Source organism: Nonomuraea sp. ZG12, from assembly GCF_052068115.1.
Taxonomy (GTDB): domain Bacteria; phylum Actinomycetota; class Actinomycetes; order Streptosporangiales; family Streptosporangiaceae; genus Nonomuraea.
In genome coordinates, this window is the sequence record NZ_JBQHCW010000009.1 from 112,669 (window position 1) to 125,651 (window position 12,983).

Sequence of the window (12,983 nt, forward strand, 5' to 3'; positions counted from 1 at the left end):
GCTGGCGGCATGGGTGTGAAGGTCAGTGTGATCGTCAATGTCCACAACCCGGGGGATCGCGCCGATGCGTGCATCCGCTCCACGCTGGAGCAGACCCTGCCGGCGGACGACTATGAAGTGATCTTCGTCGACGACGGGTCCACGGACGGGATCGCGGAACGGCTCGACACCGTGGGCGCCGTCCGCCGCAACGTTCGGGTGCTGCACCTGCCGCACACAGGATCACCGATGCGCGGGCGCAACGTCGGCCTGGCGTCCGCCCGGGGCGACTACGTCTACCTGCTCGACCAGTACGACAGGCTGGAGCGCGACGCGCTGGAGCGGATGCACGAGCGGGCCGCGGAGACCGACGCCGACGTGCTCGTCGGCCGCCTGGTGCGCGACGGCGGCGCGCCGATGACCGCGTTCGACCGCAGCAAGGCCCGCGCCGACATCCTGCGCGACCGGCTGCTCACCCTGCTCACGCCGCACAAGCTCTACCGCCGCGCCTTCCTGGAGGAGCACGAGCTCGGCTTCGCCGTGCCGGGCGGGCCCATCGCCGAGCAGGACTTCGTGATGCGGGCCTACCTGCAGGCCAAGGTCATCGCCGTGCTGGCCGAGCACGTCTGCTGCCACCTCGGCGAGCGCACCGTCATCGAGGAGAACCCGCGCACCACCGTCCGGGAGCTGCGGGCGCTGCTCGGCCACATCGACACCTATGTCGGGGAGGGCCGCCAGCGCGACCGCATGTACGCCCACTGGTTCCGCACCGCCGTGCTGCGCCCCTTCCTCACGGCCGCGTTCGCCAGCTCCTCCACCGACAGGGGCGCGTACTTCCGCATGATCCAGGACCTGGTCGGCGAGCGTTTCCCCGACCGGCTCGACCGCTACCTGCCCGTCCAGCTCAGGGCCATCGCCGCGCTGATCCGCGCCGGGCGGCTGGACCAGCTCGTCATGCTGGCCAACTCCTCACGCCGGGCGGGGCTGCGCGCCGACCTGACCGAGGTCCGCTGGGACGCGCACGTCCTGGTGCTCGGGCTGGCCGTCGAGGTGCTGGCCGGGGATGGCAGGCCCGACAGGTTCCGCACGGACGGCGACCGCCTGTTCTGGAGGCCGCCGCGGGCCATCGACGCCAAGCTGCTGCCGGACCACGTCACCGACGTCACCGAGGCCGTCGAACGCGCCCGCATCGAGGTCTACGTACGGCACGCGGAGACCGGGGACGTGCACTTCCTCCCGGTGGCCTACCAGGTCGAACGGGTGCCGGAGGGACGCCGGCACGCCCGCGTGCGGATCACCGGGGAGGCCAGGGTCGACGTGATCGCCGCCGCCCAGGGCGAGCCGCTCAGGCCCGGCCAGTGGGAGGTGCACGTACGCATGTTCGGCGGGGCCTACCAGGCCAGGAGCCGGGTGCGGCGCACGGACGGGCCGCTCAACTGCCTCGGCGTGCTCGCCCAGCGGCCCAGGATGCGGCTGGTGGTGCCGTGCTGGACCGACGACGGCCGGCTCGGCCTGGCCGTCGAGCCGCGCTCGTTCACCGAGTCGATCGCCCTGGTGTCCCCGGGGGTGCGGGCCAAGCTGGTCGACGAGCACCTGTTCGTGGTGCTGCCCGTGCCGTACGTGCCGCCGAGCGGCGGGCCGCCGCTGGAGCTGGTGCTGCGCGGCGCCGGCCGGCGGCCCCGCGAGGTGTCGGCGCCCGCGCTGGTCGAGGCCGGTGTGCCCGGCAAGATCGCGGGTCAGCTGGTGGCCAAGGTTCCGGTCAAGCGGCGGATGCCGGGCCGCGACGCCCTCGGCCCCGGCGCCTGGCTGCCGTCGCTGCGCAGCACGGAGGAGGAGATCGGGCTGCGCTTCGCGCTGGAGATGCGCAGAGGGAAGGTCGAGGTGTGTCCCAGTACGGCGGTCACCCCGCAGCGGCGCTCGCCCATGGGCCGCGACACCGCGCTGCACCGCCTGGGCCGCCGCCTGCCCGGCGCGCGGCACCTGGTCAGGCTGGCCCGCGCGGGCAGGCATCGCTACCTCAAGGACTGACCATGCCTCCCTCAACGCCGGCCATGGTGCCGTCACCCACAGGCTAAGCGGAGGTTGTGTGGCCGAGCCGGTGCAGGCGGAGGGCGAGCTGGATCTCCAGCGCCCGCTCCGGCTCCTGCCAGCCGTCGCCGAGCAGCCTGCCGATCCTGTCGAACCGCTGGGTGACGGTGTTCACGTGGATGTGCATGAGCTCGGCCGTGCGTGACGGCGACCCTCCGCTGCCGAAGTAGGCGGCGAGCGTCCCGGTCAGCGCGGTGCCCCGGCGGGCGTCGTAGTCGATGACCGGGCCGAGCACCGAGCCGACGAAGCCCCGCACGTCGCGGCCGTCGCCGATGAGCAGCCCGACGAAGCCCAGCTCGGCGGCGCTCGCGCCGTCGCCCGCCCGGCCGAGCGCGATGAGCGCCTCCGCGCAGCGCCGCGCCTCCTGATAGGCGGCGGCGACGGGCACGTCACCGGCCGGCGCCGCGCCCGCCGTCGCGGGGGAGTGCAGGGACGCGCTCAGCTCGGCGGCCAGGCGCTGGGCGAGCGGGCCCGCGTCCGCGCCCGGCAGCAGCAGCACCACCTCGCCGGCCCGGCCGGCGGCCAGCCCTTGCCTGATGGTCGCCTCCGACGAGGCCCAGAACGCGGCCCGTTCGCGCTGCGCGTCGTGCTTGACCACCACCACGACGTGCGGCGCCGACAGGTCGACGCCCAGCCTGCGGGCGCGTTCGTCCAGGCCGGGCGAGCCTGGGTGGGAGATCAGGTCGTCGAGCAGCTCGCCGCGCACCCGTCCCTCGGCCTCCGCGACGCTCCTGCGGAACAGCAGCAGCAGCGCGCACACCAGCGCGGCCCGCTCCAGGATGCGCTCGTCGGCGTCGTCGCTGCGCAGGACCAGCGTGCAGAGCGGCTCCCCGCCGACGTCCACCGACGCGATCCGCAGATCGCCTTTGCGCACCGTACGGCCCAGCGCCCGGGACGCCTGCGCGGCCTCGGCGACGCCGGCGTCGAGTTCCCCGGCGTCGCCGGTGAGCGGCCGGCCGAGGGCGTCGAGCACGGCCAGCGACCCGCCGAGCACGTCCGTCACGACGGCGGCCACGTCCTCGATGCCGCCGCCGCGCAGCACCAGCGAGGTCATCCGGTCGTGGGCCGTCGCCGCCCGCTCCACGGCCTCGGCGTGCCGGCCGGCGGCGCGGTGCGCCTCGGAGAGCTCCTCCAGCGCGTTCCTGGTCTCCTGCAGCAGCCTGGCGTTGTCGAGCGCCACGGCCGCGTGCGCCGCCAGGCTCGCCAGCAGCGACACCTCCTCCTGCCCGAACGGCCTGGCGGTGCGGTTGGCCGCGAACAGCACGCCGATCACCCGCCGGCCCAGCCGCAGCGGCACGCCGAGGATCGCGACCAGGCCCTCCTCGATGACGGCCTCGTCGATGTCGCCCTCGCGGCGGAAGCGCGCGTCGTCGAAGTACTCGGCCGTCGTGTACGGCACCCCGGTCTGCGCGACCAGCCCGCCGAGGCCCGCGCCCATGGCGAGCCTGAGCGCCCCGAACTTGGCCGAGATCGAGCCGTCGGTCACCCGCATGTAGGTGTCGCCGCGTTCGGGGTCGTGCAGCGTGAGGTAGGCCGCGTCGGCGGCGAGCAGCCGCCTGGCCCGGTGCACGATGGCCTCCAGCACCGCGTCCACGTCCCGCAGCGCCGACAGGTCGCCGACCGTGTCGTAGAGGGCGGACAACTCGGCCTCGCGCCTGGCCCTGCGCCTCAGCAGCGCCCGCACCTTGAGCGCCTCGACCTTGGCGCGTTCGAGCTGCTCGACGGTCGCCGGATCGGCTCCGGCGGCCCTGGCCTCGATGATCGGGCCCTCGAACTCGACCGCCGAGGCCTGTCTGGCCAGCAGTTCAAGAAAGCGTGTGCTCATGGCCTCCACTTCGCCGACCCTATGCCCTCGCCGGTTCGGGACACATGGGCGCAGCCGACATGACCGGGCGGTCGGTCATGTGTGCGTGCCGTCCGGAGGGGGAATCTCCCTGACGCTGATACCGTATGAGGCATGACCGCGTATCCGTGCATGTGGTGGCCCGCCGACTAGGCGGACCCACCAGCGCATACGCATCCTGGCCGCCTCGACGAGGCGGCCGCCGGCATCAGCAGGGACGCCCGTCGAGCACTCGACACACGAAAGGGCGTCACATGACCGGCACGACCACCTGGGCCACCCTGCTCGCCACCCTCCTCGACCGCGAGCCCCTCACCTCCGTCCAGGCGGCCTGGGCCATGTCCCAGATCATGTCGGGCACCGCGACGGACGCCCAGATCGCCGCCTTCGCCATCGCGCTGCGCGCCAAGGGCGAGACCGTCGCCGAGGTCGCGGGCCTGGCCGACGGCCTGCTCGCCGGCACCTCCGCGATCAGGATCCCGGGCGACACCGTGGACCTCGTCGGCACCGGCGGAGACCGCGCGAACACGGTGAACATCTCCACCATGGCCGCCATCGTCGCCGCCGCGGCCGGCGCCAAGGTCGTCAAGCACGGCGGCCGGGCCTCCTCCTCCACCACCGGCGCCGCCGACGTCCTGGAGGAGCTGGGCGTCGCCATCGACCTGCCCCCGGCAGCCGTCGCCCGGGTCGCCGAGGAGGTGGGCATCACCTTCTGCTTCGCCCCCACCTTCCACCCGGCGCTCAAGCACGCCTCCCGCGCCCGGCGCCAGCTCGGCATCCCCACCGTCTTCAACTTCCTGGCCCCGCTCACCAACCCGGCGCTCCCCGCCGCCCAGGCGGTCGGCGTCTACCACGAGACCATGGCGGAGGTGATCGCCGGAGTCCTGGCCGAACGCGGCGCCTCCTCCCTGGTCTTCCGCGGCGACGACGGCCTGGACGAGCTCACCACCTCGGGCCCGTCCACGGTCTACGTCGTACGCCGCGGCACGGCCACCCGCACCCGCCTCGACCCGGCCGACCTCGACATCCCCTACTGCGACCCGGCCGACCTGCGCGGCGGCGACGCCCCCCACAACGCCGCCGTGGCCCGCGCCGTCCTGTCCGGCGAGACCGGCCCGATCAGGGACATCGTGCTGCTCAACGCCGCCGCCGCCCTGGTGGCCGCCAACGGCGCACCGCCCGCCGACGAGCTCACCCCCGCCCTGGCCCAGGCCTGCAAGCAGGCGACGGAGGCCGTCGACACCGGCGCCGCCACGGCACTGCTGGCGCGCTGGATCACCGCCACCCAGCGCGCCGGCACGAAGAAGGCATGACCAGGGCTCAGCTGGGGCGGGTCATCGGCAGGACGTCCAGCAGGGCGTCCAGCTGTTCCTCGGTGAGGGTGCCCTTGCTGACGTGACCGCGTTCGATGACCACCTCGCGGATGGTCTTGCGCTCGGCGAGGGCCTGCTTGGCGATCTTGGCGGCCTCCTCGTATCCGACGTGCCGGTTGAGCGGGGTCACGATGGACGGGGAGGATTCGGCGTACTCGCGCATCCGGTCCTTGTTCGCCGTGATGCCGATCACGCAGCGGTCGGCGAGCAGGCGGGAGACGTTCGCCAGCAGGCGGATGGACTCCAGGATGTTGCGGGCGATGATCGGCAGCTGGACGTTCAGCTCGAAGCTGCCCGAGGCGCCGGCGAACGTGATGGCGGCGTCGTTGCCGATCACCTGGGCCGCGACCATGGCGGTGGCTTCGGGGATGACCGGGTTGACCTTGCCGGGCATGATGGACGAGCCCGGCTGCAGGTCGGGCAGGTTGATCTCGCCGAGGCCCGCCGTGGGGCCCGACCCCATCCAGCGCAGATCGTTGGCGATCTTGTTGAGGGAGACGGCCACCACCTTGAGCTGACCGGAGAGCTCGACGATGGAGTCCTGGGCGCTCTGGGCCTCGAAGTGGTCCATCGCCTCCCGGAAGCCGATGCCGGTGGCCTCCCGCAGCTTGGCGATCGCGAGTTCGGCGAAGCCGGGCGGGGTGTTGATGCCGGTGCCGACCGCCGTCCCGCCCAGGGGAAGCTCAAGGACGTGCCCGAGCGCGGACTTGACCCGCACCGAGCCGTGCTCCACCTGCGTGGCGTAGCCGCCGAACTCCTGGCCGAGCGTCACCGGTGTGGCGTCCATCAGGTGGGTCCTGCCGGACTTCACCATCTCCTGGAACTGCAGCTCTTTGGTACGCAGCGCCGTCGCCAGGTGCTCCAGCGAGGGCAGCAGGTGGTAGCTCACCTCGGTCGCCGCCGCCACGTGGATCGAGGTGGGGAAGACGTCGTTGGACGACTGGGAGGCGTTCACGTGGTCGTTCGGGTGCACCGGGCGGCCCAGCCGCTCCTCGGCCAGGGACGCGATGACCTCGTTGGCGTTCATGTTGGAGGACGTGCCTGAGCCGGTCTGGAACACGTCGACGGGGAAGTGGGCGTCATGCTCGTTCTCGGCCACGTCGGCCGCCGCCTGGGCGATGGCCTCGGCCAGATCCTTGTCGAGCACCCCCAGCTCGCCGTTGGCCTCCGCGGCCACCGCCTTGACCAGGCCGAGCGCGGCGATGTGGGACGGCTCCAGCGGTCGCCCCGAGACCGGGAAGTTCTCCACCGCTCGCTGGGTCTGCGCACGCCACCTGGCGCCGGCCGGGACGCGCACCTCGCCCATCGAGTCATGCTCTATGCGGAACTCGCTCATGCCTCCCAGTCTGGCTCACGCATCGCCGATCAGCCGGGAGCGGCCCCGCGTTGAGCTGTCAGCTTGAGACTTGAGAACTGTCAGCTTGAGAGGAGCGCCACGATCAGGATGGCGATCACCACGGCGGCCGAGGCGGCCACGGCCATGAGGATCAGCATCCCGTTGCGGCTGCCGTTCGACTGCTGCTCGGGCTGGCTCGCGATGGAGAACAGATCGGTGCCCAGGCCCTGCGAGTCGGGCCGCTCAGGCGGCGGGCCCAGCGGCGGCTGCTGTCCCTGCGGGAAGGGCTGCTGTCCGCCCTGGTAGGGCATCGAGCCGGGCTGGCGGCCTTGCTGCCCGGGGTGCTGGGCGGGCGGATAGACCTGCAGGCCGGGGGAGCCGTTCTGCGGCCTGGACGGGTGGACGCGGGTGGCCGACATGGCGCTGTCGTCACCCGGCCGCTGCGGGGGCGGGCCCTGCGGCGGGGCGCCCTGCTGGGGGGCGTCGTGGGGAGGCGTCTGGGGGAGCGGGGACTTCGGGCGCATCAGGCTGACGGTTCGTTCGGGGTCCACGGGCTGCTGGCGCGGTGCGGGGCCCGTACCTTGGACCGGCGGCCCTGACGGCCCCTGCTGCGGCCACCCGGGCGGCTGCTGGCCGGGCGCACCGGCAGCACCGGCAGCACCGGCCTGTCCCGGCGCACCGACGGGAGGGCGGCCCTGTCCCGGCGCGCCGGCTGCGGGACGACCACCTTGCCCCGGAGCACCGCCAGGAGGACCCCCAGCCTGTCCCGGAGCGCCGGCAGGAGGAGCTCCGGCCTGTCCCGGAGCGCCGAGGGGAGGCGGGCCTCCGGCCCGTCCGGGGGCGTCGGCCGGCGGGCGGCCCTGTCCGGCGGCGCCGGGAGAACCCCCCGGCTGCCCTGGTCCGCCCGTCGGCCGGCCCGGCGCGCCGGGGGCGGCTACCGGAGGGTTGGCGGGCGGCTTCGGCATAAGGCTCTCCTGGTCGGTCAAGGCCTCAGCCGTGATCACCGGCATCTCGCTGGTAGGCGTGTCCGCGACCATCCTGAGCATGGTCTCCGCCTTGGCGGCGTTGAGCCGCTTCTTGTAGTTCTTGTTCAGCAGTCCGTCGAGCACCGGCCGCAACTGGCCCGCCTGGGTGGGCACGTCGGCGCTCTCACTCAGCAGCGCCGCGAGGGTCTCGGCGATCGTGGAGCGCTCGTAGGCGGGCCGCCCCTCGACGGCGAAGTAGAGGGTGGCCCCGAGGGACCAGATGTCGGACTCGGGCCCGGTGTACTCGCCCCTGGCCCGCTCGGGGGCGGTGTAGCCGGGGGAGCCGATGACCATGCCGGTCTTGGTGAGCCGGGGATCGCCCTCGGCCTTGGCGATGCCGAAGTCGGTGAGCACCACCCGGCCGGTCTCGGTGATGAGCACGTTGCCGGGTTTGACGTCACGGTGGGTGATGCCCTGGGCGTGCGCGGCGCGCAGCGCGCCGAGCAGGTCGACGCCGATCTCCGCCACCAGCCGAGGCGGCAGCGGGCCCTCCTCGTCGATCACCTGCTCCAGCGAGCGGGCCTCGATGAGCTCCATGATGATCCATGGGCTGTTGTCCTGGATGAGCACGTCGTGGATGGCGGCGACGGCGGCGTGGCTGATGCGCGCGGCGAGGCGTCCTTCGCGGACCATGCGTTCGCGCAGCTCAGCGCGCTGCTGCTCGGTCAGCCCGGGGTCCTGGCGGATTTCCTTGACCGCCACCTCGCGCCCGAGGGCGCGGTCGCGGGCTCGCCACACGGTGCCCATGGTGCCCCGGCCCAGGGGCGAGATGAGCTCGTAGCGCTCCGCTAGCAGGCGTGTCTGGTGTTCCGGCATGAGAAGAAGATATCGATTCTCGGTTGGGAAGTGCTTTACCCTCGCTTGCGAAGTTCTCTTGGCCAGAACCGCCGAGGAAGGAACAACTTTATCACCGTCGCTTTCAAACGGGCATAAGCGGACGGAGCCGGTCGAGATTCGCCTCGTTTCCGGTGGACGCCCTCACCCGGCCTGCGCTCCTGCCGCTGCACGGGCATGCTGAGCGCCGCCGCGGTGGCCTCGGCCCGGTGCAGCCCTCGATGCGAGGGCCTGCGTGGGAAAGACGGCCCCCCGAGCGCCACCGCCGGGCGCTCCGGCCGGCGCGGCGTCAGCGGCTCCTCCGCCGAGCCGCCCGCGGCCACCCGGGCGAGCATCAGTGAGGCGCGCACGGAGTCGAGCCGGGTCTGCGGGTCGATGCGCAGCAGGGCGTCCAGCACCGGAGCGATGGGCCCCGCCTTGGTCATCGGGATCGGCTCGCCGCTGGTCAACGCCGCGAGCGCGGCCGCCGCCGTACGACGTCCGTGCAGGCCTCTGCCCTCGACGGCGGTGTAGAGGGTCGCGCCGAGCGACCAGAGGTCGCCGGCGGGGCTGGCCTTCGAGCCGAGCACCCGCTCTGGAGCGATGTAACCGGCGGACCCCAGCACGATGCCCGCCTGAGTGATGGAGACGTCACCTTCGAGCGCGGCGAGGCCGAAGTCGGTGAGGACCGCGCGGTCCTCGGTCACCAGCACATTGCTGGGCTTGACATCGCGGTGCAGGATGCCCTTGGCGTGGACGGCGCGCAGCGCGCCCAGGATCTGGCGGCCGATCTCCGCGGCCCGGCGCGGGTGGAGCGGTCCCTCCTCCTGGATGAGCTGCTCCAGGGACTTGGCGCGGAGCAGCTCCATCACGATCCACGGCCGGTCGTCCTCGGTGACCACGTCGAAGACGGTGATCACGGAGGGGTGCGCGACCATCGCGGTCGCCCTGCCCTCCCGCTCGGTGCGGGCACACAACTCAGCGCGCAGCTCCTCGTCGAGGACGGTCGGCAGCCGGACCTCCTTGACGGCCACCTCTCGGTTGAGCAGCTCGTCATGTGCCCGCCAAACGGTGCCCATGCCGCCGCGTCCGACCGGCTCCACCAGCCGGTAGCGCGCGGCGAGAAGGTAACCGGAGGGCGCACGCATGCCTGGCAGCTTACCTATTCGTGTAAACCGACCAGTAGAGGCAGGGCCGATAATTTGTTGCGAATCGAAGTCAACTGGTCTGACTTCTCACGTCAGCGATCCCAGGGTGACATGTCATGGCGCAGCGTGGTCGTGAGCCACCGTACCCCTACGGCCGGAAAGTCGAGCGCCGGCTTGCAGAAAGGAACTCTGATGGCCGTCAGCAAGTTGTAAGGCTGTGGTAAGAGAGCGAAGGCATGGTGGATCCATCGGGAAGGAATCCTCATGAAGTGGCCGAAAGTGTCGGTGTCGGTCGTCAGAATGAGGACATAACCCGAGGTCGGACAGCAACGGAATACGTCAAGGACGTGATGAAGATGCGCCAGATCCAGGTTCGCCGCCGGTCCCGCAGGCCGCGCGCGACCATGCTGGACCTTCGCACGCCGTCAGGGCGCCAGCTGCCCTACTAAGATCAATTCCAGGAGCGCCATCTGAGAGGTGCACGATGTGCAGTCACCACCCCGAATGTCCCAGTGCCGACTCGCTCGACCGTGAGGCCGCGCACGTGATCCGCGCCCACCCCGACCAGGGCTGGAGCCTGCTGTGCAACGGCGTGGTCCTGTTCGAGGACACCGGTCTGCTCCTTCCCGACGGCCGCATCGTCGCGCCGCACCGGGTGTCGGTGGCCGCCTGAGCGGCCGGGCCACCGCGCCCGGCGCCGAGGCGGACCGCCCGGCGGGCGATCCTGCCCGGCGCCCCACGGCGTCCGGCGGTCAGCGCCGCCCGATCGACAGCACCGGCCCGGTGCTGTCGGTGAAGAAGTCCTCACCCTTGTCGTCGACGACGATGAACGCGGGGAAGTCGACCACCTCGATCTTCCACACCGCCTCCATCCCCAGCTCGGGGTATTCGAGCACCTCGACCTTCTTGATGCAGTCCTGCGCCAGCCGGGCCGCCGGGCCGCCGATGGACCCCAGGTAGAAGCCGCCGTGCTGCCGGCAGGCGTCGGTGACCTGCTGGGACCTGTTGCCCTTGGCCAGCATCACCTTGGAGCCGCCGGCCGCCTGGAAGCGCTCGACGTAGGAGTCCATCCGGCCCGCGGTCGTCGGCCCGAACGAGCCGGAGGCGTAGCCCTCGGGTGTCTTGGCCGGGCCCGCGTAGTAGACGGCGTGGTCCTTGAGGTACTGCGGCATCTCGCCGCCGGCGTCGAGCAGCTCGCCGATCTTGGCGTGCGCGATGTCACGCGCCACCACCAGCGGCCCGGTCAGCGACAGCCGTGTCTTGACCGGATACTTCGACAGCTCGGCGAGGATCTCCGGCATCGGCCGGTTGAGGTCGATGGAGACGACGTCGTCCGACAGGTGCTCGTCGGTGGTCTCGGGCAGGAAGCGCGCCGGGTCGGTCTCCAGCTTCTCCAGGAAGACGCCCTCCGGCGTGATCTTGGCGAGCGCCTGGCGGTCGGCCGAGCAGGAGACGGCGATGGCCACCGGGCAGGAGGCGCCGTGCCGGGGCAGCCGGATGACGCGCACGTCGTGGCAGAAGTACTTGCCGCCGAACTGTGCGCCGATGCCGAGCTTCTGCGTCAGCTCGAAGACCTTGGCCTCCAGCTCCACGTCACGGAAGCCGTGCCCGGACGCCGAGCCCTCGGTGGGGATCGAGTCGAGGTAGCGGGCGCTGGCGTACTTGGCCGTCTTGAGCGCGTACTCCGCCGACGTGCCGCCCACGACCACGGCGAGATGGTACGGCGGGCAGGCGGCGGTGCCGAGCGAGCGGATCTTCTCCTCCAGGAAGGCCATCATCCGCTTCTCGTTGAGCACGGCCTTGGTCTCCTGGTACAGGAACGACTTGTTGGCCGAGCCGCCGCCCTTGGCCATGAAGAGCAGTTTGTACTCGTCCGGGTGACCGTGCGGGTCCTCGGCGTACAGCTCGATCTGGGCGGGGAGGTTGCTGCCGGTGTTCTTCTCCTCCCACATGGTCAGCGGGGCCATCTGCGAGTAGCGCAGGTTGAGCTTGGTGTAGGCGTCGTAGACGCCGCGTGAGACGTGCTCCGCGTCGCGGCCGTCGGTGAGCACGTGCCGGCCGCGCTTGCCCATGACGATCGCGGTGCCGGTGTCCTGGCACATGGGCAGCACGCCGCCCGCCGAGATGGAGGCGTTCTTGAGCAGGTCGAGGGCGACGAACCGGTCGTTGCCGCTGGACTCGGGGTCATCGATGATCTTGCGGAGCTGGGCCAGGTGTGACGGGCGCAGGAAGTGGGAGATGTCGTGGATCGCGGCCTCGGTGAGCTGCCGCAGCGCCTCCGGCTCCACCTCCAGGAAGGTGCGCCCCGCCGCTTCGACCGTCCGCACCCCCTCCGCTGTGATCAACCGATATTCCGTGTCATCGGCGCCCAAGGGCAGCAGGTCGGTGTAGTCGAAGTCGGCCATAGTCATCCTTTCGATCGCGAGGAAACCCTACGCTCCCGGCGCGGCTCTCCCGCCGTGGGGGATGATTTTTTACGGCCAGGCCCGGGAAGGCCCGGAGCCCGCGCGCTGAGCCCCACGAGGATGCCGGCGATCACCAGGCCGGCGCCCAGCAGGTCGTAGGCGGACGGGATGGCGAGGCCGAGGACCAGGCCGGTGACGATGGCGCCGACCGGGATGAGCCCGGCGAACAGGCCCGCGCGGCCGGGGCCGAGCTTCGGCAGCGAGGTGTACCAGAGCAGGAACGCCCCCACGGTCACCACGACCGCGAGATAGGCGAAGCCCAGCGACTCCGCGAGCGTCGGCACCCGCAGCATGCCGGCGCCCTCCCGGGCCAGTCCGACGGCGGCCAGGATGGGCGCGGCCAGGACGGTGGAGTAGGTGGACACCCTGATCGCGCCCAGCTTGGGCAGCAGGGGGAGGGCCATGAGGGAGAAGGAGATCTCGCCGACGAACGCGCCGAGCGCCCACAGCAGGCCGGCCAGGTTGCCGCTGCCCAGCCCGGCGGCCAGCGTCGCGCCCGCGACCACCACGGTGGCGCCGGCGAGCAGGCGGGGCGCCGGGCGACCGCCCGCCAGGGCCAGGGCGAGCGGGACGGCGCCGAGCACGGTGCCCACCAGCGCCGGGCCGGAGGCGCGGGCGGACTCGACCACGCAGACGTTGAAGATGGCCAGGCCGGTCAGGGCGAGGCCGCCGAGCAGCAGCCACTCGCGCGGTGTCAGGCGGACGAACCGCAGCCCGAGCGCCCTGGTCACGGCGAGCAGGACGACGGCGGCCAGCAGGTAGCGCACCGCCTGGCCGCCGTACACGGGATAGTCCTTGACCAGGGCGGACACCCCGGCCAGCGTCCCGACGCTGAACATGGCGGTGGCGGCTCCGGCGACTCCGTTTCTCATGTGTCGGATGCTAGGGAGACAATGGTCCCCCTAAACAGTCC

Annotated in this window: 9 protein-coding genes; 3 read left to right on the plus strand and 6 right to left on the minus strand. The window is 72.0% G+C overall.

The annotated features are described in order from the left end of the window. Positions 1–9 precede the first annotated feature (9 nt). Positions 10–2,007 (plus strand): glycosyltransferase family 2 protein, encoded by a 1,998-nt coding sequence (locus tag ACTMTF_RS25025; RefSeq protein WP_441112860.1) that lies wholly within the window; start codon positions 10–12, stop codon positions 2,005–2,007. A gap of 43 nt (positions 2,008–2,050) precedes the next feature. On the opposite strand, the gene ACTMTF_RS25030 is transcribed toward ACTMTF_RS25025, so the two are convergent. After that, positions 2,051–3,892 carry a helix-turn-helix domain-containing protein gene (locus ACTMTF_RS25030; RefSeq protein ID WP_441112861.1) on the minus strand — a complete coding sequence of 614 codons (1,842 nt, stop codon included), beginning with the start codon at positions 3,890–3,892 and terminating at the stop codon, positions 2,051–2,053. A gap of 272 nt (positions 3,893–4,164) precedes the next feature. Between ACTMTF_RS25030 and trpD the strand changes: the two genes are divergently transcribed. Then, the gene (gene trpD, locus ACTMTF_RS25035) at positions 4,165–5,223 is read left to right on the plus strand and encodes an anthranilate phosphoribosyltransferase (RefSeq protein ID WP_441112862.1); all 1,059 of its coding nucleotides are present in this window, start codon (positions 4,165–4,167) and stop codon (positions 5,221–5,223) included. 7 nt (positions 5,224–5,230) lie between these two features. On the opposite strand, the gene ACTMTF_RS25040 is transcribed toward trpD, so the two are convergent. The 3 genes from ACTMTF_RS25040 to ACTMTF_RS25050 all read right to left on the minus strand — a co-directional run bounded on the left by ACTMTF_RS25040 (position 5,231) and on the right by ACTMTF_RS25050 (position 9,605). Then, positions 5,231–6,619, minus strand: coding sequence for a class II fumarate hydratase (locus ACTMTF_RS25040; RefSeq protein ID WP_441112863.1), 1,389 nt, complete (start codon positions 6,617–6,619; stop codon positions 5,231–5,233). Positions 6,620–6,699: 80 nt separating this feature from the next. Continuing rightward, positions 6,700–8,460 (minus strand): protein kinase domain-containing protein, encoded by a 1,761-nt coding sequence (locus ACTMTF_RS25045; protein WP_441112864.1) that lies wholly within the window; start codon positions 8,458–8,460, stop codon positions 6,700–6,702. Positions 8,461–8,495: 35 nt separating this feature from the next. After that, positions 8,496–9,605, minus strand: a complete 1,110-nt coding sequence (locus ACTMTF_RS25050) for a serine/threonine-protein kinase (protein ID WP_397011878.1) — start codon at positions 9,603–9,605, stop codon at positions 8,496–8,498. A 484-nt stretch (positions 9,606–10,089) separates the two neighbouring features. Here ACTMTF_RS25050 and ACTMTF_RS25055 point away from each other — a divergent pair, with 484 nt between their 5' ends. Further along, on the plus strand, positions 10,090–10,278 hold the full coding sequence (locus tag ACTMTF_RS25055; protein ID WP_397011876.1) for a DUF5999 family protein: 189 nt from the start codon (positions 10,090–10,092) through the stop codon (positions 10,276–10,278). A 79-nt stretch (positions 10,279–10,357) separates the two neighbouring features. Here the strand turns inward: ACTMTF_RS25055 and ACTMTF_RS25060 are convergent, their stop codons facing one another. Both ACTMTF_RS25060 and ACTMTF_RS25065 read right to left on the minus strand, forming a co-directional pair. Continuing rightward, on the minus strand, positions 10,358–12,010 hold the full coding sequence (locus tag ACTMTF_RS25060; RefSeq protein WP_441112865.1) for a fumarate hydratase: 1,653 nt from the start codon (positions 12,008–12,010) through the stop codon (positions 10,358–10,360). 2 nt (positions 12,011–12,012) lie between these two features. Beyond that, on the minus strand, positions 12,013–12,942 hold the full coding sequence (locus ACTMTF_RS25065) for a DMT family transporter (protein ID WP_441112866.1): 930 nt from the start codon (positions 12,940–12,942) through the stop codon (positions 12,013–12,015). Positions 12,943–12,983 lie beyond the last annotated feature (41 nt).